General features: G+C 67.5%; 24 protein-coding genes. 8 read left to right on the top strand and 16 right to left on the bottom strand.

Features of this window, described 5'->3' with window-relative positions:
• Positions 1–56: 56 nt before the first annotated feature.
• The 3 genes from AN233_RS16285 to aglG form a co-directional block, all read right to left on the bottom strand.
• On the bottom strand, positions 57–560 hold the full coding sequence (locus tag AN233_RS16285) for an acyltransferase (protein ID WP_218055048.1): 504 nt from the start codon (positions 558–560) through the stop codon (positions 57–59).
• A 57-nt stretch (positions 561–617) separates the two neighbouring features.
• Complete coding sequence (locus AN233_RS04620) at positions 618–1508, bottom strand: glycosyltransferase family protein (protein ID WP_058365677.1); 891 nt, start codon at positions 1506–1508, stop codon at positions 618–620.
• 175 nt (positions 1509–1683) lie between these two features.
• Positions 1684–2601: a glucosyl-dolichyl phosphate glucuronosyltransferase gene (gene aglG, locus AN233_RS04615; RefSeq protein ID WP_058365676.1), complete on the bottom strand. Its 918-nt coding sequence runs from the start codon at positions 2599–2601 to the stop codon at positions 1684–1686.
• Positions 2602–2715: 114 nt separating this feature from the next.
• Between aglG and AN233_RS04610 the strand changes: the two genes are divergently transcribed.
• The 3 genes from AN233_RS04610 to AN233_RS04600 all read left to right on the top strand — a co-directional run bounded on the left by AN233_RS04610 (position 2716) and on the right by AN233_RS04600 (position 7584).
• A complete protein-coding gene (locus AN233_RS04610; RefSeq protein WP_058365675.1) occupies positions 2716–3384 on the top strand; it encodes a class I SAM-dependent methyltransferase in 669 nt (222 codons plus the stop codon).
• A 66-nt stretch (positions 3385–3450) separates the two neighbouring features.
• Positions 3451–6633, top strand: a complete 3183-nt coding sequence (locus tag AN233_RS04605) for an oligosaccharyl transferase, archaeosortase A system-associated (protein ID WP_080508347.1) — start codon at positions 3451–3453, stop codon at positions 6631–6633.
• Between the two features lie 3 nt (positions 6634–6636).
• Positions 6637–7584, top strand: coding sequence for a DUF368 domain-containing protein (locus AN233_RS04600; protein ID WP_058365674.1), 948 nt, complete (start codon positions 6637–6639; stop codon positions 7582–7584).
• A 74-nt stretch (positions 7585–7658) separates the two neighbouring features.
• Here the strand turns inward: AN233_RS04600 and AN233_RS04595 are convergent, their stop codons facing one another.
• The 7 genes from AN233_RS04595 to AN233_RS04565 all read right to left on the bottom strand — a co-directional run bounded on the left by AN233_RS04595 (position 7659) and on the right by AN233_RS04565 (position 15280).
• The gene (locus AN233_RS04595) at positions 7659–8396 is read right to left on the bottom strand and encodes a sensor histidine kinase (protein WP_058365673.1); all 738 of its coding nucleotides are present in this window, start codon (positions 8394–8396) and stop codon (positions 7659–7661) included.
• Entirely contained in the window at positions 8393–9106 is a 714-nt protein-coding gene (locus tag AN233_RS04590) for a hypothetical protein (protein ID WP_058365672.1), read from the bottom strand. The genes AN233_RS04595 and AN233_RS04590 overlap by 4 nt, the downstream gene beginning before the upstream one ends.
• The gene (locus AN233_RS04585) at positions 9103–10191 is read right to left on the bottom strand and encodes a signal peptidase I (RefSeq protein WP_058365671.1); all 1089 of its coding nucleotides are present in this window, start codon (positions 10189–10191) and stop codon (positions 9103–9105) included. The genes AN233_RS04590 and AN233_RS04585 overlap by 4 nt, the downstream gene beginning before the upstream one ends.
• Positions 10188–11243, bottom strand: coding sequence for a hypothetical protein (locus AN233_RS04580; protein WP_058365670.1), 1056 nt, complete (start codon positions 11241–11243; stop codon positions 10188–10190). Before AN233_RS04580 ends, AN233_RS04585 begins: the two co-directional genes overlap by 4 nt.
• Entirely contained in the window at positions 11240–12034 is a 795-nt protein-coding gene (locus AN233_RS04575; RefSeq protein ID WP_058365669.1) for a hypothetical protein, read from the bottom strand. Before AN233_RS04575 ends, AN233_RS04580 begins: the two co-directional genes overlap by 4 nt.
• Before the next feature lie 293 nt (positions 12035–12327).
• Positions 12328–13653: a SipW-dependent-type signal peptide-containing protein gene (locus tag AN233_RS04570; RefSeq protein ID WP_058365682.1), complete on the bottom strand. Its 1326-nt coding sequence runs from the start codon at positions 13651–13653 to the stop codon at positions 12328–12330.
• Between the two features lie 130 nt (positions 13654–13783).
• The gene (locus AN233_RS04565) at positions 13784–15280 is read right to left on the bottom strand and encodes a vWA domain-containing protein (RefSeq protein WP_058365668.1); all 1497 of its coding nucleotides are present in this window, start codon (positions 15278–15280) and stop codon (positions 13784–13786) included.
• Positions 15281–15649: 369 nt separating this feature from the next.
• On the opposite strand from AN233_RS04565, the gene AN233_RS04560 reads away from it, so the two are divergent.
• Positions 15650–16162: a DUF7344 domain-containing protein gene (locus AN233_RS04560; protein WP_245626012.1), complete on the top strand. Its 513-nt coding sequence runs from the start codon at positions 15650–15652 to the stop codon at positions 16160–16162.
• A 103-nt stretch (positions 16163–16265) separates the two neighbouring features.
• On the opposite strand, the gene AN233_RS04555 is transcribed toward AN233_RS04560, so the two are convergent.
• Positions 16266–17009: a hypothetical protein gene (locus tag AN233_RS04555; RefSeq protein WP_125919976.1), complete on the bottom strand. Its 744-nt coding sequence runs from the start codon at positions 17007–17009 to the stop codon at positions 16266–16268.
• Between the two features lie 256 nt (positions 17010–17265).
• Between AN233_RS04555 and AN233_RS04550 the strand changes: the two genes are divergently transcribed.
• Positions 17266–17838 (top strand): DUF7344 domain-containing protein, encoded by a 573-nt coding sequence (locus AN233_RS04550; protein ID WP_058365666.1) that lies wholly within the window; start codon positions 17266–17268, stop codon positions 17836–17838.
• A 49-nt stretch (positions 17839–17887) separates the two neighbouring features.
• Here AN233_RS04550 and AN233_RS04545 read toward each other — a convergent pair whose 3' ends face one another.
• The gene (locus tag AN233_RS04545; protein WP_058365665.1) at positions 17888–19162 is read right to left on the bottom strand and encodes an IS200/IS605 family transposase; all 1275 of its coding nucleotides are present in this window, start codon (positions 19160–19162) and stop codon (positions 17888–17890) included.
• A gap of 53 nt (positions 19163–19215) precedes the next feature.
• On the opposite strand from AN233_RS04545, the gene AN233_RS17165 reads away from it, so the two are divergent.
• The gene (locus tag AN233_RS17165) at positions 19216–19359 is read left to right on the top strand and encodes a hypothetical protein (protein WP_176696640.1); all 144 of its coding nucleotides are present in this window, start codon (positions 19216–19218) and stop codon (positions 19357–19359) included.
• 104 nt (positions 19360–19463) lie between these two features.
• Here the strand turns inward: AN233_RS17165 and AN233_RS04540 are convergent, their stop codons facing one another.
• Positions 19464–19787, bottom strand: coding sequence for an EthD family reductase (locus AN233_RS04540; protein WP_058365664.1), 324 nt, complete (start codon positions 19785–19787; stop codon positions 19464–19466).
• A gap of 121 nt (positions 19788–19908) precedes the next feature.
• Positions 19909–20412, bottom strand: a complete 504-nt coding sequence (locus tag AN233_RS04535; protein ID WP_058365663.1) for a metal-dependent hydrolase — start codon at positions 20410–20412, stop codon at positions 19909–19911.
• Positions 20413–20546: 134 nt separating this feature from the next.
• On the opposite strand from AN233_RS04535, the gene AN233_RS17160 reads away from it, so the two are divergent.
• Positions 20547–20714 (top strand): HEWD family protein, encoded by a 168-nt coding sequence (locus AN233_RS17160; protein ID WP_176696639.1) that lies wholly within the window; start codon positions 20547–20549, stop codon positions 20712–20714.
• A gap of 16 nt (positions 20715–20730) precedes the next feature.
• Here the strand turns inward: AN233_RS17160 and AN233_RS04530 are convergent, their stop codons facing one another.
• A complete protein-coding gene (locus AN233_RS04530) occupies positions 20731–20910 on the bottom strand; it encodes a zinc ribbon domain-containing protein (RefSeq protein ID WP_058365662.1) in 180 nt (59 codons plus the stop codon).
• Positions 20911–21046: 136 nt separating this feature from the next.
• Positions 21047–22009: an NAD-dependent epimerase/dehydratase family protein gene (locus AN233_RS04525; protein ID WP_058365680.1), complete on the bottom strand. Its 963-nt coding sequence runs from the start codon at positions 22007–22009 to the stop codon at positions 21047–21049.
• A gap of 94 nt (positions 22010–22103) precedes the next feature.
• Here AN233_RS04525 and AN233_RS04520 point away from each other — a divergent pair, with 94 nt between their 5' ends.
• The gene (locus AN233_RS04520; RefSeq protein WP_058365661.1) at positions 22104–22649 is read left to right on the top strand and encodes a tRNA (cytidine(56)-2'-O)-methyltransferase; all 546 of its coding nucleotides are present in this window, start codon (positions 22104–22106) and stop codon (positions 22647–22649) included.
• Positions 22650–23187 lie beyond the last annotated feature (538 nt).

The raw sequence follows: 23187 nt of genomic DNA, 5'->3' as shown, positions 1-23187 counted from the left end.
GAACTACTGGAGCTTTGCGAGGAATCGTCTTCCAGAAATCAGGTCATTACTGTCGACTAATCCTCCTCGTCAACGTAATCAATAATCTTTGCCGGATTCCCGGCCACAACCGCATTCTCAGGTACGTCCTCTGTCACGACTGCACCCGCACCCACGAGAGCATTTGCACCGATCTCCACAGGTAGTATCGTCGCGTTGGTTCCAATAGAGACGCCTTCGTGTATTTTGGTTCCTTGCCACTCGCCCTCGTCTCCGCTCGGTGGATAGAGGTCGTTCACGAATTTCGCTCCATGGCTCACAAACACGTCATCTTCGATGGTAACGAGCGAACAGATGAACGCATGTGACTGGATCCGACATCGGTCACCGATCTCCGCGTTTTCTTGTATTTCAACGAGCGACCCGATCATACAGTCGTCTCCTATCTCCGCCCCGTAGATGTTTGATGATCGCCACACGGTACAGTTGTCACCAATATCCGTATCATAAATCGCTGTGAACTCCTTGACTTCGGTGTTTTCGCCCAGACTGGTTCTTTCAATAACGTTCATATCGCTCATATCCTCGGACAGACACCACCCGGCCATGATTGTTGCGCTACTTCTGAGAGATCAAGGCTATCGATCGTCCGACAGAGAGTCGATCAAATCAGAATAGGTCGATGCAACCTCCTCCCATGAGTGTTGTCTCGCTCTCTTCTGTAAGTTTTCCACCCGACCCTGGGTCCTGTCTGGGTTATCAGCAATGTGGTGAAGTGCCTCAGATATCTCTTCACCACATGGATGAACGAAAATGAGCTCCTCCTCGGAGAACTCCGATTCCAGCTTCCCGTATCCACCGATAGTAGGGAGACCTGCAGCACCATACTCGAAAATTTTCAGAGGTCGCTCTACATCGACGAGGCAAAGCCCCGCATCAGCATGAGATAGGAATCCCGGCATGAGTTCGTACTGGAAGGAGCCAGGGTAATAGAGATTGTCGATGGTATCTGCGGCACCCCTCAGCTCGTCAGATAGCTCACCTTCCCCGATGATCACAAATTGCCAGTCATCGATCCTCCGGGCTGCATCAATAATCTCGGGAATATGACGAGTTTCAACAAGCCGGCCTAAGTAGACCGCAATCGGAGATTCCACATCGACGCCTTCTTTTGCCAGAATATCTGCAGTCGTGTGAACTACCTGTGGATCCGGTGATGAGAATTGCTCAAAATTCACAGCGTTACCGGCGACCTCTCCGGTGATCCCATGCTCCGACATCCCCTTGATTGTTTCTGGAAGGAAGACGTTCCCGTCGGATTTCCGGAGAATGAACTGCTCGTACGTTTCGAACAAAGAAAATATCGGGTCAGGAAGCGACTCAATGTCGGAAATTGGATCACTCACATCACCGATGAACGGTGTTCTGAGGATTTTTGCGAGAGGATAGCCGACATACAATCCCATACGTACGTTCCCGATTATAACATCGAAGTCAGAAAGCAAGCCTGTGGTGACTGCAGAGACCATGTCTAACCCACTCGTGTCTTGAATTTGAACTTCCAATCCCCGGTCACGAAGATGCTCAGCGATTCGCTCACGTCGAACACTCACATTATCACCCGTCGATGGGCGAAGCCAGAGTACTTTCTTAGTCATAGTACGTACTTAGACCGATTTTGACCAGCTATCAACAGTACTGATATCACCATTTGAGCATACCGTAAAGGTATCCAAGTCCGGTGGTTCCCGTAAACACGAGAATCATCATAAAACTCAAAATTTCCGACGAAGAATTCTTGAGAATACCCCTGCGTATCCTGTCTGGAAGATATTTGAAAATGAGATCGTTCAAAAACCCCTCCTCTTCTGATTGTGTTGAGCCAACTAGAGTCTCCATGGCCCGCTTCGAGTATCCCTGCCAGAACGCCCGGTCCAACAGCCAGAAGAAGTCCGTCCGGTAGTCGAACACCTTGTGCGCGACCGTCGCCTCGGGGTCGTACCACACGCCGCGACCGTACTCCTCCCGCATTCGCGCACAAAGCTCCGTCTCGCCGCCCTGCAGATTCGCGTCTCCCTTTCGGCCGCCGATCTCGGCATCGAAGCCGCCGAGTTCCGCGAACACGTCGGCGCGGAACGAGATGTTCGACCCGAACGTGTTTCTCACCTCGCCGGGCCCGTCCGCGAAGCCGCGATGAGTCACACCGACCAACCAGTAGAACTCCTCGGGCAGGAATGACGGCTTGCCGGCAACCCACTCGGGGGTCATCTTGCCACCGGCCGCGATGGCGTCCTCCTCCTCGTAAGCGCGGACCAGTCGCTCGACCCACTCCTCGTCCGCGATCGCGTCGTCGTCGATGAACGCGACCACGTCGCCGGACGCGATCTCCGCACCCCTGTTTCGGCTCTTCAGAAGGCCGAGGTTCTCGTCGTTGCAGTGGACGACCACGTCCTCGCGGTCGCCGTACTCCTCCGCGACGCGGTCGTACACCTCCGGCGTGCCGTCGACGACGACGACGAGCTCCACGTCGTCGTACGTCTGGGAGAGCACGCTGTCGGCGGCCCCCGCGAAGTGGTCGTACATGTCCAACGTGTACGTACACAGGACGACCGAGACCTTCATTCGGGTCGTCATCTATTCGAGCCGGTGATAAGGATTTCCACAACAATTTGCGGACGGCGGGCGACGTTCTCGTGAAGGGGCAGACATATAGGCCGATACCCTGAGTTGAACTCAATGGTAGCGCTAAGTGAGCAAAACCTGGAGGCGAGAGCCGCCTTTCTCAGGGACGCTGCTGAGCAAGCGATAGGAACCCTCTCCGGCGATCGGTGTCTGATGGTCGGCGCCGGAAGCGGATACAATACGGAGGAGTTCGGCGACTACTTCGACGAAGTCAACGCACTCGAGATTGAGCCCCGCGAGTTCCCGGATGTCGTCGATCACGGAATCTTCGCTGACGGAACGAGGCTACCGTATCAGGACGACGTGTTCGACCTCACGGTCGCTATCAGCGTGATCGAACACGTTGTCCCACCCGTAAACCGGCCGAAGCTCGCGGAGGAGATGGTTCGTTGCACGAAGCCGGGTGGCCACGTATTCTTCCAGATTCCCAACGGACGCTTCCCGCTGGAACTTCACACTGGACTCCCGCTGTTTCACTGGATCCCCGGAGCCAAGCAGGTAGCTATCGAGATGGGCTACACCGGACTCAAGCGCGTCCACATTCCCTCTCGGGCGAAGCTGGCACGGTGGGTCCGCGAAGCCGGTGCGGACGTGATCGAAGAGCGCAGTTTCGCTTATCCTTCGGAGGCGATTCCGAAGTACAACCAGCTGTACGAAGTGTTCGACGATATCGGCGTTTTTCGGGTTTTTCCGTTCGGTCACATCGTAGTCGGTAGAGTGTGACCGCCGCGCTTTCTCGCTATACAGATATGGCAAGCCTTATGCGCGTTTTGCCAGTTCCTACGGACAATGAGCCAAGCGAGCGACCCACCCGACGAGTCGGGCGACTCGGTGCTCGACCTCCTCGAACGGTGGTATCACGTCCCCGCGCTCGCGGCGTTCCTCGTCCTGATGCTCTGGAGTCGCCTCCGGAGCTACGGCGAGTTCGTCCGCGACGGCGAAGCGTTCTTCAGCGGGAACGACGCCTGGTACCACTCGCGCACCACTCAGTACACCGTCGAGAACTTCCCCGGCACGATCCCGTATGAAGTATGGACCGGGTTTCCGTACGGCACCCAAGTTGGGGTTTTCGGCACTCTCTATGACCTGATCACCGCGACGCTGATCCTCGTCACCTCGCCGGTTCTCGGTGACGATGCTTCAACGGTGCTGATGCTCGTGATGCCGACGCTGTTCGCGGCCGCCACGGGCCTCCTCACCTACTTCCTCGCGAAGCGCTTCGTCGGGAAGTTCGGCGCGGTCGCCGCGGTCGGGATCCTCGCGCTCTTCTCGGGGACGTTCTTCAACTACACGACCGTCGGCTTCTACGATCACCACGCCGCCGAGGTCTTCTTCCAGACGCTTGCGGTACTCACGTTCCTCGCCGTCTTCGGCGTCGCCGCACGCGAGAAGCCAGTCTGGGAGCTCGTGGTCGATCGGGACTCCGAGGCGCTCAAGAAGCCCCTCGCGTACGCGGCCGCAGCCGGCCTCGCGCTCGCGCTCTACATGTACACGTGGCAGCCGGGCGTGATGATGGTCGGGTTCACCGGCATCTTCCTCGTCGTCAAGATCACGAGCGACGTGGTCCACGGGGAGAGCCCCGAACCGACCGCGTTCGTCGGGGCAGTAGCGATGGGCGTCACCGGTCTGCTGATGCTCGTCCCGCTCAACACATTCGGATTTTCGGCTACCAACTACTCGCTCCTACAGGTTGTCCTCCCCCTTGGTGTCGCGGTCGGGAGCGTGTTCCTGGCATACCTCGCCCGTGAGTGGGAAGCGCGCGACCTCGACGCGACGACGTACCCGGCCGCAGTCGGCGGGCTCATCGCGCTCTCGGTCGGCGTACTCGCGGTCGCTGTCCCGTCCTTCTGGAACACGCTGTACAGTAACGTCCTGCGAACGCTCGGCTTCAGCACGAGCGCGACCGCCCGCACAATCGGCGAGGCCCAGCCCCCCCTCGCCCGGTACGGCTTCGGCGAATTCGTGGTCTCGGAGTACGGGCTCGCGTTCTTCCTCGCTCTCTTCGCCGTCCTCTACATCCTCGCGCGCCCCCTGATCAAGAGCGACGACGTGCGCGACACGGGCTACGTCGCGGCCGCGTTCGTCGTCATCGGCTCCGTCTACGCACTCCCGCAGGTGTACGGCTTCGTGGGCGGCCTCGTCGGCGTCGGCTGGCAGGTCGTCGGCCTGGTCATCGCGGCCGCGTTCCTCGTGGGCGCGACCTACCGCGCGCGGTACGACGTCGAGGAGCTCTACTTCCTCGTGTGGGCGGCGTTCATCGCGAGCGCCGCGTTCACGCAGATGCGCTTCAACTACTACCTCGCGGTCATCGTCGCGGTCGGCGCGGCGTACTTCCTCCAGCTCGCGCTCGACGCGCTGGACCTCCGCGAGCAGCCCGTCGACGAGCTCGTCGGCGACATCCAGGGCTGGCAGGTGCTGACGGCCGCGGCCGTCGTGCTCGTGCTCGTCGCGCCCCTCCTCTTCATGGTTACCCCCGTCTGGGCCGCGGGCGCGCAGAACGGCCCCGGCGGCGTCGTCCAGTGGGACGACAGCCTCCAGTGGATGAACGACGAGACGCCCCATCCGGGCGAGCTCGAGGGCGCGGACAACCCGATGGAGTTCTACGGCAGCTACGAGCGCCCGGAAGACGGCGACTTCGACTACCCCGAGGGCGCCTACGGCGTTCAGTCGTGGTGGGACTACGGGCACTGGATCACCACCCGCGCGGAGCGCATCCCGAACGCCAACCCCTTCCAGCAGAACGCGGCCGAGGCGGCGAACTTCCTCTTGGCGCCGAGCGAGGAGGACGCAAGCGACGTGCTCGCGAGCCAGAGCGACGAGGGCGAGAACACCCGCTACGTCATGGTCGACTGGCAGATGGTCGACGCCAACTCCAAGTTCGGCGCGCCGGTCACGTTCTACAACGACGAGGGCGAGAGCCTGGAGCGCGACGAGCTGGTCACGCCGCTCAGGCAGGTGCAGGAGGGCCAGTTCCTCCCGGCGATCAGGCTCGGGAACCAGTACAACGACCTCTACGTCAAGGACCAGCGCTACTACGAGAGCCTGATGGTGCACCTCTACGAGTTCCACGGCAGCGCGACCTCCGCACAGCCGGTAGTCGTCGACTGGGAGGAGACGCCGGCCCAGACGCAGAGCGGCGAGGAGGTCACCGTCGAGACGCTCCCGCAGGGCGACCAGCCGGCCGTCAGAACGTTCGACAACATGAGCGCCGCGCGCGCCTACGTCGAGGAGGACGGCTCCGCGCAGGTCGGCGGCGTCGGCGGGTTCCCCTCCGAGGACCTGGAAGCGCTCGAGCACTACCGGCTCGTCCACGCCAACCAGCAGCCGGCGTTCCGGCGCACGCTCCAGCGCCAGCAGGTCGCGCAGGCGCTCGGGATTCCCGGTAGCGCGCTCTCGACGACCACCCAGAGCTGGGTGAAGACCTTCGAGCGCGTCCCCGGCGCGACCGTCGAGGGCTCGGGTGCCGAGCCCGGCGAGGAGGTGACCGCGACGGTCGAGATGGGGATGCCCAACAGCAACGAGACGTTCACGTACACGCAGCGCGCGACCGCGAACGAGGACGGCGAGTTCGAGTTCACGCTGCCGTACTCCACGACGGGCTACGCCGAGTACGGCCCCGAGAACGGCTACACGAACACGAGCGTCCGCGCCGAGGGGTCCTACCGGATCTTCGACGAGGGCGAGGTGCTCGACAACGGCACGACCGTCCAGAACCGCGCCGAGGTCGAGGTCCACGAGGGCACGGTCGTCGGCGACGACGACGAGCCCGTCACCGTCACCCTCGAGGAGGAGCGGACCGAACCCGAGGGCTCGGGCGGGAACGAGACGGACGACGGCAACACGACGAACGAGTCCTCGCTGTCGGGAACCGCCTTCGAGGACTCGCTCACCGCGGCTAACGGGGACGGCGACGCCGGCACGTTCGAGGCCGTGACCGCCCCGCGATCCGCGACGCTCGCCGCGGAGCCGTAACCGATGGTCGCGCTCCGGGACTGGCTGGCGGTCTACCTGAAGGGGATCGCCATGGGCTGTGCGGACGCGGTCCCGGGCGTCTCGGGCGGCACCATCGCGCTCATCGTGGGCGTCTACGAGCGGCTGATCGCCGCGATCACGAACGTCAGCCCGGACCGCATTCGGCGGGTGCTCGCGGGCGTGCGGCCGCGGAACCTGCCCGACGCCAGGGCCGCATTCCTGGAGGTTGACGGCGCGTTCCTCGCCGTCCTCGGCGCCGGGATCGCGACGGCGATCGTCACCGTCCTGCGACTCGTCGACCACCTGCTCGATACGCTGCCCGTCCCGACGTTCGGCTTCTTCTTCGGGCTGATCGCCGCCTCGGCGGTCGTGCTCTACGGCGAGGTCGACCTCTCGACGCGCGACCGGAAGGCGGCGGCCGCGGGCGGGTTCCTGCTCGCCTTCCTCACCTCCGGCTACGCCTCCAGCGCGCTCGGGGCGGGGAGCTACCCCGTCCTCTTCGTCGCGGGCGCGGTCGCGGTCAGCGCGATGATCCTCCCGGGCATCTCCGGCTCGCTCCTGCTGATCATCCTCGGCCAGTACGAGTACATGAGCGGCGCGCTCTCGGCGTTCGTCGACGCGCTCGTCGGCCTCGCCGTGGGCGGCGAGCCCGCCCGCGTGACCGAGACGGCGCCGCCCGTGCTGGTCTTCGTCGCGGGCGCGCTCGTCGGGCTGTTCACCGTCGCGCACGCGGTGCGGCGCGCGCTCGAGTACGACCGGGCGGCCACGCTCGCGTTCCTCGTCAGCCTCATCGTCGGCGCGCTCCGAGCGCCGGTCGCGGAGGTCGGCCGCGTCCTCGCGGAGACGGGCGGCACCTGGCGCGCCGCGGCGCCCGAGTTCGCGATCGCGGCGGTCGGCGGCGCGCTCGCCGTCGTCCTCCTGGACCGCTACTCCGGGACGATCGAGTACTGATCGGGAGCGCGCCTCACGCGACCGCGGTCGACGCCTCCGCCTACTCTGCGCCTCCGTCTACTCGGCGCCGCCGCCTACTCCGCAGTCCCACGAGTTCCGGTCCGGAACTCGAAACAGGCGCCGGGGTAGTCGGCCGGCCCCTCTCGGAGCGCGACCGTCCAGCCGTGAGCGGTCGCGACGCGGTCGACGATGTGCAGGCCGAGCCCGGAGGCGCCCCCGCCCGCGCGGGTGCTCACGCCGGGGTCGAACACGTCCTCGCGCACGTCCGGGTCGATGCCCGGGCCCGAGTCCGCGACCAGGAACCCCGCCCCGTCCGGAAGCGATCGGACGAGGACCGCGTCGCCGCCGTGCTCCAGCGCGTTCCGGAAGAGGTTCTCCAGCGCAGCCGCCAGCAGGGCCGGGTCGGCGGCGACCGTGCCGCACTCGACCGTCAGCGTCGGCGCGGTCGCCGTCTCGGCCGCTGCGGCGTCGTGGCGGACGCACTCGAAGGCCGTCTCCGCGACCGAGCCGAGGTCCACGCGCGCCGGCGACTCGACGCGCTCCGCGGCGGCGATGCGCTCGGCGTCGTCGAGAGTTCTCCCCATGCGGTCCAGTGCGGCCCGGAGGCAGTCAAGCGCGCGGTCGTCCGTCTCTCGGGTCGCGTTCGGGTCGGCTCGGCCCTCCGCGAGCAGCGCCGCGTTCCCGGTCGCGATCGCGAGCGCGTTGCGGAGCTCGTGGACGATCACGTCGGTCGCCCGCACCGCCGACGGCTCGGCGGCGGGTGTCGGCGACGCAACCTCCTTCTCCCGCGCGGCCGCGGCGTCGTCGGTCACGGCACCGCACCTCCGCGCTCCGACTCACCTGCGAGGGTGTCGGGCGCGCCGAGCGGGGTCGATGCGTCGCCGTCGTGGAGCCCCACCGCGGACGCGCTCGTCAGGGACGCCGACGCGTTCTCGTCGCCGGACGCGTTCCCGTCGCCGGACTCACTCTCGTTGGCCGTGGGCGTCCCGCCGTCGGGCGTCGTCTGGCTCCCGTTTTCCGGCCGGCTCTCGTTCTCGCTCTCGTTGCCCTCCCCAGTCGCGGTCTCGTTCTGTGCCGTCTCCGTCGACTCGTTGCGCGGGGCGTCCGCGGTTCCGTTCTCCGAGCCCTGCGACGACTCCGTCGACCCGTTCTCGGGCGGCGTCGTCGACTCGTTCCCCGGCGGCGCGGTCGAACCGTTCGCCGTCCCGTTCCGCGTCTCGTTCCCGGGGTGGGTCGCGGTCCCGTTGCCGTCGGCCCTCGTCTCGTTGCCCGAGGCCGTCCCGTTGCCTGCAGTCGTCTCCGACGCCCCGCCCGGACCGGACCCGTTCGCGCCGGCGGCGAACGCTCCGGCCCCGTTTGCGCCGGCCGGTTCGTCGAACGATCCCGACGAGAACTCCGCGGTCGCGTCGCCGGTGGCCGAGAACAGCGCGACCGTCGCGCCGCCTCCGAACCCGACCGACGTGACGACGACGGCGGCGAGGAGTGCGACCGCGACGCGACGCCGGAGCGACACGCGGCTCATCGGTCGACCCCCTCGGCGCCCGTCGAGTCATGCGGCGTGTCGTCGGCCGAGTCGCTCGCCGAATCGGCCGTCGCGTCCGCGGGTTCGGACTCGTCGCCGCTTGCCGACAGCGGCGTCCCGCCGTCCGACGCCGGCGTGGCTGCCGCGCTTTCGGTCGCCGCGTCCGAGGTCGTCGACTGGTCGACCGCGGGCGTCGCCCGCCGAGCGGTGAGGAGGATCCCCGCGGCGCCCAGCAGCGTCACCGTCGCGGCGAACGCGACGGAGAGCGTGACCGGCGACTGCAGCCGGACGGCGACGTAGACGGCGTACGGCGCCGCGAGCGCGAGCACGGCGGCCGCCCCCTTGATCGTCTCGACGGAGATCTCGCCCCCGCTCTCGCCCGCACTCTCGCTTCCGGTATCGCTCTCGACGGCCGTCGCGCCGGTCGACCCGCCGACGGCCGGATCCACAGCGGCGGTCGACTCGGCGACTGATGAGTCGGCGACGGCTGGCTCGGCGGGTTCGCCGTTCGGCGTCGCGGCGGGGTCGCCGTCGGCTGCGTCGGCCGAGTTCTCGGTGGCGGACGCCGTGTCGTCCGACGACCCGGCACGGATCCGCGGGCCGACAAGCGACCAGATCTCCGTGATCACCAGCAGGCCGAACGGGACCACGACGAGCGCGAGGAACCCGTACGGCGAGTTGCCGAACTGGATGACGTAGCCGAGGTACGGGATCGTCAACACGACGGTGCCGAGGACGTTGCTCGCGGGGACCAGTCCCGAATCGGCGTCCTCGTTGGCGTCGCCCTTCGTCGCGAACGCGCGGTCACCGTTCCGCTCCTCGACGCCGACCACGCGATGGGTGACCGGGACCTGCTCGTCGCCGCGACGGAAGGTGATCACGTCGCCCTCAGTGATCGCCTCGGGGCCGCGGTCGTCGACGATCACCACGTCGCCGGGCGCGATGGCCGGCGTCATGCTCGCCGTGAGCACGACGTAGCTCTCGTCGGCGCCGATCGTCCAGGGGGCCGCGTAGACGACAAACGGCACGACGACCGCGATCAGCAGCAGCAGTGCGGCGACGCTTGCGAGTTTTCTGGTGTTCATGCGGAATCCACCTCACAGAGGACCGACCCGTCCGTATCGACCGCCTCGAGGACGGTCACGTCGTGCGTGCCGTCGCCGATCACGAGCCCCGGGCCGAAGGGCTGTGAACAGCTGATGTGGAAGCCGCCGACGACCGCGCCGTCGACGACCACGTCGAAGTCCGGCCCGCCCGAGACCGACGGCGGGTCGTGGAGCACGGCGTCGAACTCGTCGCCGTCCGCGAGCGTGCCTGAGAAGGCGACGTCGCCGGCACCGGCGTTGCCGTTCCCGCTTCCACCGTTGCCGCTCCCGCCTCCACCGCTTCCCCCACCGGGTCCGGAGCGAACGATCTCGAGGAGCACGCCGTCCGGCCCCGCGTACGCGAACGTCGCGCTCGCGATGCGCTCGCCCTCGCCGCCGTCCGCGGGCGGACACGTCGCGCAGTCCGGCTCGTCCGGGCAGTCGCCGAGCCCCTCGAAGGGGTTGACGGCCGCGGACTCCGACATGTGACGACACTGCTCGGCGTACCCCGAGACGGCCAGCTCGGTCGTCTCGTTGGCGGCCGCGGCGGGGGCGTCGGCCGGGAGCGCCCACTCGACGACCAGCGACAGGGGCGTCTCGGGATCGAGACACGGCGTCCCGTCGCGGTCGTCGAGGCGAACGCCGCCGGCGAGCGCCTCGCGGACCGCGGTCAGCGAGCCGGCCGCGAGCGTCGTCCCACCGAGGGAGACGGTCACCCGGAGCGCGTCGCCGAGCGGATCCGGGCGGGACGGACAGGTCGTCCGGACCCACAGCCGGCCGGGGTTGGAGGTGATGGTCCACGCGAGCGTGGCCCGCCCCTCGTCGCCGCGGTCGAGGTCGGTGAAGCTGATCACGCCGGGGGGCGCGTCCGCCGCGCAGTCCGCACAGTCGAGTTCGACGGCCAGTTCGAGGTCGCCGCTCGTCAGCAGTCCGCCCGCGCGCTCGCGGTCGGACAGCAGCGCGACGGTCCGCGCGCCGCCGACGCCACCGAGCGCGCCGAGCGTCCCCGTCCCCACGATGCCGGCGAGGATCTCGCGGCGACTGAGGCTCATTGCTCCCCCTCCCACGGCTCGACGACGAAGGGGTTCCCCGCGAAGTCACAGCCGACGGCGCCGAACTCCAGCGCGAACTGCGTTCCGGCGCCCTGATACGCGTTGCCGACGCGCTCGTCGATCGCCCACGAGAACCCCAGACACAGCCGTTCGCCGGGCTCCAGACAGCGCGCGCTCGCGAGCCCGGGGTCGAGCCTGAGCCCCTCGTCGAACGTGCCGGTCGCGGCCAAGGTCGTCTCCGGCGCCGCGAGCGTGCCGGAGACCACCGGCTCGCCGAAGCCGGACGCGTCGGCGCCGCGACAGCCGCCGACGCCGAACAGCCCGGTGTCGTACCACAGTTCCACGTCGACCGCGCTCGCGAGGGCGCTCTCGCCCGCGAGCGTCCGACGGACCCACACGGTCCCGGGCTCCGAGTCGGCGTCGACGTACAGCCCGACGCTCAACGTGCCCGAGTCGCCCGGCACCACGTCGCCGAAGTCGATGACCGGTCCGGCGGGGCCGTCCTCGTCCAGCTCGTTCGCGTAGGCGTCGGTGTCGCCGTGGTTCCACTCGTCGGTCCCCGGCGACACGGACCGGAGCGGGTCCCCCTCGCGACCGTCGTCGTAGGTGGCGTGCCAGCCGACGCGCAGGGACGGCCCCTGCGTCGCCGCGTACGTGACGTTGGGGTAGGTTGGGTCCGTCCCGGACACCCGGCGGTTCCCGCGCGCGAACCCGAGCCCGGCCGCCCCGACGACGCTGGCGCTCGCGAGCAGCTGCCGCCGACTGAATCGGAGTTCGTCATCTTGTGACACGTCGACCCCCCTCCGAGGCGACCGTGCGCGCTCGGTCCGTGGTCGACCCGTTCGTTTGCGGGGTGAGCGCATATGTATGGGTCGCGTACCGGGTCGCGGCGATCCGGCAGGCTGACCGAACCGGCTGCCCGCGGCCCGACTCTCGGCTCGCGGATCCGGACGGGCGTGTGATGGGTGTCATAGCGATCCCTGATGGGAGTCCCACCGACGGAGTCGAACCGTCGTGCGCCGACGTGGGGAGTGGGGGGACGTGTCCCCGGCAGTCCGAGGCAGTTCGAGGCGGTCCGCGGTCCCTACGCGTCGATCACCTCGACGTACACCGCGGGGTTCTCGTCCGAGGCGGCGGAGTCGTCGTCGAGCCCCTCGAGCGCCACGTCGGCGGTCAGCTCCCAGTCGACGCTGGCGTCGACGTCCTCGACCAGCAGCGAGTTGATCTCGGCGCCGTCGGCCTCGACGGCGTCGGGACCGGTCGGGGAGCTACCGTTGACGCGGACGTTCGAGACGCTCGCGAGGTGGCTCGCGTCGTCGCCGCGCGCGACGATGGAGACGACGTCGCCGGCCGCGTCGCTGACGGCGTAGGAGACGTCTCCGGTGGACCCGTTCGCGAGTTCGAGCGTCGCCTCGCCGCTGTCGGCGTCGTACGCGACGGTCAGCTCGCCGTCGAAGCTGCTCCCGCCGAAGTCGTAGTCGGCGGTGTCGCTGTTGGCGTTGTCGTCGCCCACGAGCAGCTCGAAGGTGTTGGACCCGCCGTTGCGGGCCTTGGAGATCCACAGCACGTCGGCGTCCTCGTAGTCCAGCTTGCCGAACCCTTCGACCTCCCGGGAGGTGATGCAGGGGTTCATCGTGCCGTCGTTGTGCCGCGCCTGTTCCGCGTAGAAGGACACGTCGAACGTGACGGAGTCCGTCTGGATCTCGTTGCCGACCTCGGTGGGAACCTCCCACGAGAGGCAGACGCAGGTCTCGTCGTGCTCCTCGCTGCTCTCGACGCCGTCGAAGGGGTCGCGGTCGATGCCCGCGGCGCCGTCGCCCGAGCCGTCGAGCGGGACGCCGTTGTCGAGCGCCGCCATGACGTCCGCGAGCGAGCCCTCGGCGATGAGGTCGCCCTCGACGAGCTCGCCGTCATCCTCGGTGCAGTAGCGGAGCGTCACCTGCATCGCCTCGGCGAGCTGCCCCTCCTCGGGGATCTCGCCGTACATGTCGTTGAGCGCCTCCGCTTCCGGCTCCGTGGTGTCGTTCTGGCTGTTCTCGGTCAGCTGCCCGCACAGCCACATGTACGCGGGGTTGTCGACGATGGAGAAACAGAGGACCCCCTCGCCGGAGTCGCCGGGCTTCACGTCGTCGACCTCGATCTTGAGCGGGTCGCCCTCCGTGTCCTCGCCGACGGTGTTGCCGTTCAGCACCGTGTCGATCTCGTACTGGTTGTAGCTGCCCTGGTCCTCGGCGTAGTCGACGTGAACGAACAGGTCGAGTTCGCCCGCGGTGAGCGTGTTGTCCTCGAAGGCCTCCTCGTCGCTGAAGTACGCCGTCGTTCCGAACCCTGCGCCCGCGGAAGCGACGCCGACCGCGCCGAGGCCGAGGAGCGTCTGCCGCCGCGAGATGCCGATGTTGTCGTCGTTCATGGTGTTCATCCCCGAATGGGGAACCCCACCGGCGGGATCGAACCGCCTGACCGGCCGTCCCGGAACCCGCCGCCGTGGCGGGTTGCCGGAGTCCGGATGGGAATCGAGCGGCGCCGCCGCTCTCGTGGATTCACTCTGGCGTCTGCGTGTCGTTCGGCGTCGCGGTCGGCGTCGGAGTGGGCTGCTCGAACGGGTTGCCCGGCTCCTCGTTGTGCCGGCACTGCTCGGCGTGGAACCCCACGTCGAAGGTGACGGAGTCCGACTGCACCTCGTTGCCGGCGTCCGGGGGCAGCTCCCACTCGAAGCCGATACACTGCGTGAGTCCGCCCGCGAAACACTCGCGGTCCTCCGTGGACCGGTTGCCGTCGAGGGCGATCCCGCCCTCGTCCATCGAGAGCGCGGCCATCGCCTCCGCGAGCGACCCCTCGAAGATGACCTGCTCGCCCACGAGCGTCTCCGCGATCTGGCCGAACGCCTGTTCGAGCGCGGCGTCGTCGGTCGCGGTGAAGATGTGGTCGTCGGTCGGGTCGCTGGCCATCGACTCCAGCGTCGACTGCTGGGCGCCCGCGACGCCGATGGCGAATATCTCCGTGCTCGGATCCGCGTTTCGCGCGGCCTGTGCCGCGCTCGCGGGGTCCTGCCCGCTGGACGGCTGGCCGTCCGTGAACACGACCATGATCCGGTCGTGGCCGTCGGGGCAGTTCTCGAGGTCCGCCTGCCCGGTGGAGACGCCGTCGGCCATCGCCGTGCTGCCGTTGGCGGAGAGACCGCTGATCGCGTTCTGCAGGGCGGCCTCGTCGTCGGTCACGGAGACCACCGTGTTCGCGCCGTTCGCGAACGTCGTGAGGCCGACGCGGTTGTCGGCGCTGGCGCCGAGTATCGTCGAGACCAGCGTCGACGCGCCGTCCTTCATGTCCTGGAGCCGGTTGCCGGTCCCCATCGACCCGGAGACGTCGAGGACGAGTTCGACACAGATCGGAGCGTCGTCGCCCCCGCCGGGTTCGTAGACGTTGTCGCAGTCCTCGTCGTACCACATCGTCACGTCGATGGCGTCGGCGAGCTCGCCGGCGCCCTCGCCGGGGTCGCCGCCGGTCTCGTCGACTTCCGACTCGGGGTCGGTCAGGCCGTTCTCCGCGTTCTCGACGAGGTCGCCGTACATCCACACCCACGAGGGGTTGTCACAGATGTGGAGGCTGATCGTCACCTCGCCGTAGTCGCCCGGCTTCACGTCCTCCAGCGTGAACACCGGAATCGCGTCGCCGTCCACGAGGTTCATCTCGGGGTCGCAGAGGTCGCGCTCCTGGACCTCCTCCGGCCAGCTGAAATCGCCGACGTCCGGCACCTCGCCGAGCAGGTAGACGCCCGGCTCCTCCTCCTGCACGTCGAAGTCGGGGTACCACCCGTCGACCTCCTCGAGCCGACCGGGCCCGCCCGCGTACGTCGCCCTGTAGTCGAGCTTGAGGTCCAGCTCGCCCGCGGTGAGCGTGTTGTTGTCGAACGATTCCTCGTCGCTGAAGTACGCCGTCGTCCCGAGTCCCGCACCCGCGGACGCGACGCCGACCGCGCCGAGCCCGGCGAGGATCCGGCGCCGGGAGAGGCCGATGGTGTCGATGTCGTTGTCTGTCATGGTTGGGTCGACGGCCGGTCGCGCCCGGTCGTCGTGTATCGACCCCTCATCCGCCTGCCACCTTATGTACGAGCGAGCTATACACAGCTAAACAGCAGCATAGGGCCGCTAAACCGCAGAATAGCGCTGCTGAACGGCAACATAGCGCCGCTCAATGGGAGCATAAGGGATCACGGCGGCCGAGCCGCCGATCGTAACGTCCGATTCGCCGGTGGATGGGGTGTGTTACCGGATCCCGATCGGTGTTCCTACCGGATCCATCGGAGGCGGTTGCCAGTCCGTACGAGACGACAACCGACCCATACCTACGTACGGGGGCTGCGACAGGCCGGCTATGACTCATCCGAGAGTACCCGAGGGGGGATCGACGTGGCGGTCCCGGTGACGCTACCGGAGACGCGGATCCACGCGCTGCTGTCGAACGAGCGACGGCAGGCGACGCTCGACCGGCTCTCGCGCGCGGACGACGAGCTATCCGTCAGTGACCTGGCGACGTTCGTCGCGGAACGGGAGTCCGGAACCTCGCCCCCGCCGCGCGACGTGCGCGAGAGCGTCTACTGCTCGCTGGTGCAGACGCACCTGCCGACGCTCGAGGAGTCGGGCGTCGTGGTCCACGACGCGGACGCGCAGACGGTCCGGCTCGCGCCCCACGCCGAGCAGCTCCGGGTGTACCAGGAGGTCGTCACGTCGTTCGGCGTGACGTGGGCGGAGCTGTACCGGACGGTCGGGATCGTCGGCCTGTGTGCCGTGCTCGGCTCGCTCGTCGGCGCGCCCGGGCTCGCGCGCGTGGACCCGCTGTTGTGGACGAGCCTCGCGCTCGTCGGCTTCGCGGCCGTGAGCGTCTACCACCTGTGGTCGTACCGGTTCTCGCTGTTGGGGTGACGACCGCGGCGCTGGCCGTTTTCCTTCTGCACACGTTCTCGTAGGGCGCGCCGCTGTGGTCGAACGATCGATGACCGAGGACGCGACGAACGCGGACCGGTGACTACGCGAGGTCCGTCCCGTCGACCTCGATCTCGAAGAGCCGGTCGTTACAGCCCGCACAGGTCCCGGCGACCACGTCGTAGCTGGCACAGCAGGACGTGACCACGTCGCGGCCGACGGTTATCTCCCCGTGGCAGGTCGGACACCGGTCGAGGAAGATCCGGAACGCGCCCAGCAGGGCGGTCCGTCGGGCGAGCGACTCGTCGGCGTAGCCCGGGATCCGGTCCGCGAAGACCTGGTCCGCGGCCGCGTCCGCGACGAACGCCGACCGCGACTCCCAGACGGCGATCTTCTCGTGGCCGAGTCGCGCGACGTACGCGTCCCCCTCCCACCCGAACCGGAGCTCCTCGGTCGGGATCCCGGCGAGCCGCGAGAGCGTCTCCTCGTCGGAGGGACCGGCGTTCACCGCGGCCGCCGCGGCCCGCAGGTCGTCGCCCACGTCGGGGGCGATCAGCAGGTCCGCGCCCGAGGGATCGACGACGAGGAGCCCGGACTCCAACAGGACGGTCTCCGGGTCCTCCACCGTCTCCCCGGCGGCACCCGCGTCCATGGACGCGCGTTCTGCGGCCGGCTCCTTGTCGAACAGGGCGAGGACCTGGCGCGGGAGGTAGTTCGCGGTGAGCCACGGCGTGCCCGGGATCAGGTAGCCGCGGAGCCAGACGGACAGCACGCCGACGATCGCCAGCCCCACGCCCAGCACGGGGCGAACGCTCCCGAGGACCGCGGCCGCGACGCCGACTACCACGAGATTCAGGGTCGTACAGGGCACACAGCGGTTGGACCCGGTGTACTCGCTCCGGCGGAGTCGCTCGATCAATACATTGGGAACGGTAGACATCGGGAGAACGAGGACGCTTCAGCGGTGTAGTTATGACACCCATACCGGCGGTAAACCCGTTATTAAGGGGTTTCTCAGAGTAATGATCTATGAGTTGAATATTTCAAATAAGGAAAATATTTATCACCCATGACACGGATCAGGGGCTTGGTGGTGGGACAACATGAACCTCAGATCGTCGGAGAGAGAACCCGACGAGAAGAACGGATCCCCGGATCGCGTCGCCGAGCCCGACTCGATGGACACGGTGTTGAAGGTACTGAGTAACCGTCGACGCCGCGATACGGTCCGGTATCTGAAGGAAGTAGACGAGCAGGTACCCGTCCGCGACATCGCGAGGCAGGTCGCGGCATGGGAGAACGACGTGGAGACGGACGCGGTTACGTACGACCAGCGGAAACGCGTGTACACCTCACTCCATCAGTCACACCTTCCGCGGCTGGCGCGGGAGGGGTTCATCGACTACGACCGGAACCGAGGAACGGTTTCGCTCACTCCTGATGCGGACGATCTGCAGATCTACCTCGAGGTGGTGACGGGCAAGGATCTCCTGTGGAGCGAGTACTATCTCGGTCTCGCCGTGGTGGCGTTTCTGCTGGTGGGCGCGGCCGCGATCGGGACGCCGCCGTTCGCCGCCCTCTCCGGGACCGTGTACGGCCTCCTGACGGCTGCAGTGCTCGGCGTCTCAGCGATAGTGCATCTGCTGTCGACGCGGAAAAATGCGCTCAGTGAATGACATCCTCCCCGGCGTGAATGCCGGGGTTTCCTCGCGCTGGGGGTATCGCTTACCGGCCCACGGAGGCAACTTGCGGGTTCGTGCGTTCCTCGTTGGAACAAGAGCGTGGTGACTCTGACCATTCGTGGTCGTTCCACTTGAGGCGCACAGGCCGTGCCATCGGCCGTGATACGTCTGCCTGCCGTCTCAGGAACGTCTCGCTTGCGGTGAGGTCCGCGTGCCCCTCGAAGCCGCACGGACACGTCAGCGTGCCGCGGTGCCGCGTCGTTCGGTCGGTCGAACCGCACTCCGGACACTCTTGGGAGGTCCACGCTTCCGACCGAACCTCCACCGAGATGCCGTACTCCTCGGCCGTACACGCGAGGCGGTTGATGAACGCTCGAAACGCCCAGAAGTTGTGCGTCTTCGCGTTCGTCTCCACCGACCAGTGCGCATCGAGCACGTCCGTCAACGCCCCGACATACACCGTTGAAACGCCTTCGCCGTGCAACCGCTGGATGAGGTCGCGAGCGAGGGCGCCCTGAGCGTGATCGCGTCTACGTGTCCGCCGACGGTACAGGGACCGTATCCGGTGTGAGGAGTACTTTCCTTCGCGGAGTTTGGACTGCAACCGCGCGATCTCGCGCGTCGTCTCGCGGAACCGCTCGAACAGGTCGCGCCCTTCGTACAGCAGTTGCGTGCCGGTCGTGGTCGTACAGGCGACGAGGTTGTTCGCACCAATGTCCAGCGCGGCGGTTTCGTCCGCCAGTGGGTGTGCCAGCCGAGAAGTGTCGATAGTGACTGGCTGAAAGGCCCTGAACGTCTGTGCTTGCTCGTCCCAGAACAACTCTAACCGGCCTTGCTTCTCGTACTCCTTCCAGTTGGGTTCGCCACGGACTTCGAGGCGAAGCCGCTCGCGGTGTCCGAGCCCGTACTCGTCCTTCAGGTCTTGTCCGACGAGAATTTCGAGGCGGGAGTATTCGCCCCACTCGACTGAGTACGACGTGTTGCGGATGTACGTGCGGAGTTCGCGACCCTTCTTTTCGTTGCCCCAGAACCCGGGTTTGCCGTTGGCTTCGCCCTTCTTCTGGAGTGCGAAGAACGACTGCCACGCTTCGCGGTTCTTCCGTTCGATCTGCTGCACGGTAGACGCGCCGAGCGTGCCGCCGTAGCGGCCGCGATACTCGCTGATGTCCCACACGTCCGCGTCGGGATCGGCGTAGTTCTCGCGGCGCTCGTAGTTAATTTCGTTCCAGAGCGCGGCAGAAGCGTCCAACAGGCGGCGAAGCAACTCCTCGTCCTCCTCGGACTGAGGAACCACCTCGAACGTGTTGGTCCGCTTCATCACTATCGCATACGACCGACACGCACATATACGTTCCGTTCATGTGATACTTCATGGTCGCAATCCGAGTCGAGTTCGACGACGATGAACAGTACGAGCGGTTGAAGAAGTTGAAGAAACAGCGCGGTTTGACGTGGAAGGGGTTACTGCTTGAAGGAGAGAAGCGCGTCCGCGAGGATACCCCCGGACAGCCTTAGTTGGTGGGCGTCCTTCGGTTGTCGGATTCACGCCCGCCGTAAACGGCGGGACTCTCTCCTTGAATCAGGTAGTCCGGAATCGCTCGCGGCCGGCGGGACGCCCGCTAGGCCGTCTCGTCCAGCTGAACGGTCTCCTCGACGATCATGCGCGGGCCCGCGCCGACCTGGAGGAAGCTCTCCGCGTCGGCCATCGTCCGCTGGCCGGCCTCCGAGTCGAACGCCGCCGAGAGCGCGTCCATGTCCTCGAAGTACAGCTCCAACACGCCGTCGTACTCGGACTGCTCCGGGTCGGCCGGCAGCGACGTGACGTAGCGTTTCAGCCCCGGCATCTCCTTCGCGATGGGGCTGTGGTCGTGGAGCCAGTAGTCCGCGAACTCGGCGTGGGACAGTTCCTCTTTGCGGACGACGAACTCGACGAGCTTGATCATGGTCGAAGATGAATCACTCGGCGCTTATGATTTTCGGAGCGGGGCGGTCGCGCGGAGGCGGTCGCGCGGAGGCGGTCGCGCGGAGGCGGTCGCGCGGAGGCGGTCGCGCGGAGGCGGGATCTTACCCGACCGCGCCGGCGACGGCGCTCCCGCCGACTGCGGCGACTGCGGTCAGTAAGACGCCGAGCGCCAGCAGCCCGTAGTTCGCGATGGGGTTGGCGGCCCGCGCCAGTTCCAGCGAGTAGCGGTCGTCGCGCAGCGGCGCGAACGGCCGGATCCCCATCGGGGTCACCGCGTCCGCGAGCAGGTGCGAGCCGATCGCGACCGCACCGGCCAGCGCCGCGAAGGCGCTGACGCCGACCGCGGCGAGCGCGCCCGCTCCGCCCCCGAGGGCCGCACCGACGAGAGCACAGACCGCGGCGACCGCGGCCGCGAACCAGACGGTGTGGGTCGGCCCGCGGTGGGGGAGAAACGGCACGCGCAGGTCGAGGTCGGGGACCGTCGCACCCCCGACCGCGACGACCCCGCCCGCGACCGCGAGCTCCGCGAAGCCGGCCGCGATCGCGAGGAAGCCGACCGGGGCGTACAGACACAGCGCGGCGCCGTAGTGACCGGTTCGGTGCATGGCGTCGTGACACGGGCGTTCCCGGCCCACGACGATAGCTCTTCGGCTCGGCCACCGGCGGACCGCCCCGCTCGCGGGCGGCGCCGCTCGCCGACGGAGTCACGCTTTTGGTGATCGACCACCCTCGTTCGGGTATGCACACGACGCTCCGGACGCCCACCGAACGGACGTGCGAGAACTGCGGCCGGACGGAGACGTGGAGCGAGGACGCCGAGACGTGGCTCGTCGCGGACGACCCCGGGAACGTCTACTGCGTCCACGAGTGGGACATCAACGGCCAGTTCGCCCCGTTCGGGGAGTGACCGCGCCGCGGCGCGGTCAGTCGACGGCGCGGACCGCCGCCGAACCGCAGTCCGGACAGGTCACCCGGACCATCCGGCTGCGGGATTCCGAGAACTCGGTTTCACAGCCCGAACACCGATAGTCGAACGTGGCGTCCTCGTCGTCACCCGACTCGGACGCCGAGAGCGTCCGCTTGAGCGCCGTCACGAGACCCATAATTACGGTCGTCTCTTGGTGAGGAAAGCTTGTGAAAGCTGCGTCGAGTTGTCCCGAGCGCCCGCGTGCAAACTGGACGCAGAGCCGCGTTTTTTGTCAGAAGCCGGTTATCGAGTGGGGGAAGGGCGCGGCCGGGTCAGACTCGGTCGGGGTGGAGGTCGTCGCGCCGGTCCACGCGCGCGACGAGCTCGCGGGCGGCACGCCTGACCGCCTCGTCCGAGGACCCCGGCGGCTCGAAGCCGAGCGCGGCGAGCTTCTCGACGGAGAGGCGCATCTTCGGCACGTCGCCGGTCCACCCGCGGTCGCCGCCGGTGTACTCGTAGTCGGGGTCGAGCCCCATCTCGTCGGCGACGATGTCCGCGATGCGCGTGACGGAGGTGGTGGTCCGCGAGCCGAGGTTGTAGGTGTTCATCGCGTCCTCGGCGTGCTCGACGACGTGGCGCATGGCCGCGGCGCAGTCCTCGACGTGCATGTAGGACTTCTCCTGGCGACCGTTTCCGAGGATGGTGAGCGTCTCGGGGTCGTCGTCCAGTTTCTCCACGAAGTCCGGGACGACGCCGGCGCCGAAGCGCGGGCCGACGACGTTCGCGAACCGGAAGTTCCACACGCGGAAGCCGTGCGAGTGCGCGTACACCGACAGCAGCGCCTCCTCCGAGAGCTTGGCCGCGCCGTAGACGCTGATCGGCTCCAGCGGCGCGTAGTCCTCGGGTGTCGGGCGGGGGGCCTCGCCGTACACCGTCGAGGAGGAGGTGAACGCGATCCGGTCGACGCCGACTTCCTCCATGCGCTCGAGGACGTTCAGCGTCAACTCGCCGTTCGCCTCGAACTGCCCGCGGGTGTCCTCGGCGTTGACGTACTTGTTCGCGGCCGCGAGGTGGAAGACGACGTCGAGGTCCTCGGTGATCACCTCGGCCACGTCCGCGGGGTCCAGCAGGTCGGCCTGCCGGAACTCCACGCCCTCGGGGACCGTCTCGCGGAGGCCGTTCGAGAGGTCGTCCGCGACGACCACGTCGTTGTCCGGCGCGAGCTGGCGGGCCAGCTCCGACCCGACGAGTCCCGCGCCGCCGGTGACGAGCACGCGCGCGTCCTGAAGCTCCATGTCGCGCGCTTTCCCGGCGGAGGGGAAGGGCGTTCCGGTCGCGAGCGGTGCGAGCATCGAAACCCCCTAACCGGCCGCGTCCGTCCGTCGGGACATGCACGAGGAACCCGAGGTCGCCGTGCTCCGCTTCGGCCACCGGCCGGGGCGCGACGACCGCATGACGACCCACGTCGGCCTGACGGCGCGCGCGCTCGGCGCCGACCGCGTGCTCCTCCCGGACAACGCCGGTCAGTCCGCGGAGACGATCCGCGACATCACCGACCGCTTCGGCGGCCCCTTCGAGGTCGAGCTCCGCGAGGACCAGAAGGCCGTCGTCCGCGACTGGGAGGGGACCGTCGTCCACCTCACGATGTACGGCGAGCGCGTGCAGGACGTGGAGTCCGAGGTGCGCGAGGCACACGCCGACGAGCCCCTCCTGATCGTCGTCGGCGGCGAGAAGGTGCCGTGGGAGCTCTACGAGCGCGCGGAGTTCAACGTCGGCGTGACGAACCAGCCCCACTCGGAGGTCGCCGGGCTCGCGGTGTTTCTGGACCGCCTGTTCGACGGCCGCGAGCTCGACCGCGAGTGGGCCGACGCCGACCGACAAGTGCTGCCGCAGGCGACCGGCAAGAAGGTCGTCGACGCGGACGACGAGGCGTGAGGACGGGACCCGTGTTCCCGATCCGGTTCCGGTGGCGATCCTGCTGATCGAGGCGGCGATAGTCGGAAAGCCCCAGCCGGCTCTCTGTACGGCGCGTTTTCTGTGTCTGTTGTCGATCCTGCCGATCGGGACCGCAACACTCGGAAAGCCCCAGCCGGCTCTCTATACGGCGCGTTTTCTGTGTCTGTTACCGATCCTGCTTATCTGGACAGCACCACCCAGAAAGCCCCAGCCGGCTCTCTATATGGCGCGTTTTCTGTGTCTGTTACCGATCCTGCTGCTCCGGACGGCACCGCCCAGAAAGCCCCAGTCGGCTCGACCGTCCGCGGCACGCTCTGCGCGCTCGCGCCTCTCAGGCTGGCGAGACAACCCGCGTCTCGCCGCTCTCCGGCGTGCAGTAGCGCGCCGGAGACACCGCCCGGCGCGAGTGCTTGAGGCGCCGGGGGCGGACCGAGCCGCCTGCCCCTTTCAGTCCCACCCACCGCAACCGCACCGCAGCCTCGCACCTCCCCAGCCTCGGCGCCGGCGCGGCCGCGAA

Origin of the sequence: Haloparvum sedimenti (assembly GCF_001462205.1) — an archaeon.
In the GTDB taxonomy this organism is placed as follows: Archaea; Halobacteriota; Halobacteria; order Halobacteriales; family Haloferacaceae; genus Haloparvum; species Haloparvum sedimenti.
Note: the sequence above shows the minus strand (reverse complement) of the source record. Positions and strands in the feature narration are given on the sequence as shown.

Coding starts and splice junctions, on each gene's coding strand:
- AN233_RS16285 (WP_218055048.1), bottom strand. CDS start 560: ATGAGCGATATGAACGTTATTGAAAGAACCAGTCTGGGCGAAAACACC.
- AN233_RS04620 (WP_058365677.1), bottom strand. CDS start 1,508: ATGGTCTCTGCAGTCACCACAGGCTTGCTTTCTGACTTCGATGTTATA.
- aglG (WP_058365676.1), bottom strand. CDS start 2,601: ATGAAGGTCTCGGTCGTCCTGTGTACGTACACGTTGGACATGTACGAC.
- AN233_RS04610 (WP_058365675.1), top strand. CDS start 2,716: ATGGTAGCGCTAAGTGAGCAAAACCTGGAGGCGAGAGCCGCCTTTCTC.
- AN233_RS04605 (WP_080508347.1), top strand. CDS start 3,451: ATGAGCCAAGCGAGCGACCCACCCGACGAGTCGGGCGACTCGGTGCTC.
- AN233_RS04600 (WP_058365674.1), top strand. CDS start 6,637: ATGGTCGCGCTCCGGGACTGGCTGGCGGTCTACCTGAAGGGGATCGCC.
- AN233_RS04590 (WP_058365672.1), bottom strand. CDS start 9,106: ATGAGCCGCGTGTCGCTCCGGCGTCGCGTCGCGGTCGCACTCCTCGCC.
- AN233_RS04585 (WP_058365671.1), bottom strand. CDS start 10,191: ATGAACACCAGAAAACTCGCAAGCGTCGCCGCACTGCTGCTGCTGATC.
- AN233_RS04580 (WP_058365670.1), bottom strand. CDS start 11,243: ATGAGCCTCAGTCGCCGCGAGATCCTCGCCGGCATCGTGGGGACGGGG.
- AN233_RS04570 (WP_058365682.1), bottom strand. CDS start 13,653: ATGAACGACGACAACATCGGCATCTCGCGGCGGCAGACGCTCCTCGGC.
- AN233_RS04565 (WP_058365668.1), bottom strand. CDS start 15,280: ATGACAGACAACGACATCGACACCATCGGCCTCTCCCGGCGCCGGATC.
- AN233_RS04550 (WP_058365666.1), top strand. CDS start 17,266: ATGAACCTCAGATCGTCGGAGAGAGAACCCGACGAGAAGAACGGATCC.
- AN233_RS04545 (WP_058365665.1), bottom strand. CDS start 19,162: ATGAAGCGGACCAACACGTTCGAGGTGGTTCCTCAGTCCGAGGAGGAC.
- AN233_RS17165 (WP_176696640.1), top strand. CDS start 19,216: ATGGTCGCAATCCGAGTCGAGTTCGACGACGATGAACAGTACGAGCGG.
- AN233_RS04540 (WP_058365664.1), bottom strand. CDS start 19,787: ATGATCAAGCTCGTCGAGTTCGTCGTCCGCAAAGAGGAACTGTCCCAC.
- AN233_RS04535 (WP_058365663.1), bottom strand. CDS start 20,412: ATGCACCGAACCGGTCACTACGGCGCCGCGCTGTGTCTGTACGCCCCG.
- AN233_RS17160 (WP_176696639.1), top strand. CDS start 20,547: ATGCACACGACGCTCCGGACGCCCACCGAACGGACGTGCGAGAACTGC.
- AN233_RS04530 (WP_058365662.1), bottom strand. CDS start 20,910: ATGGGTCTCGTGACGGCGCTCAAGCGGACGCTCTCGGCGTCCGAGTCG.
- AN233_RS04525 (WP_058365680.1), bottom strand. CDS start 22,009: ATGGAGCTTCAGGACGCGCGCGTGCTCGTCACCGGCGGCGCGGGACTC.
- AN233_RS04520 (WP_058365661.1), top strand. CDS start 22,104: ATGCACGAGGAACCCGAGGTCGCCGTGCTCCGCTTCGGCCACCGGCCG.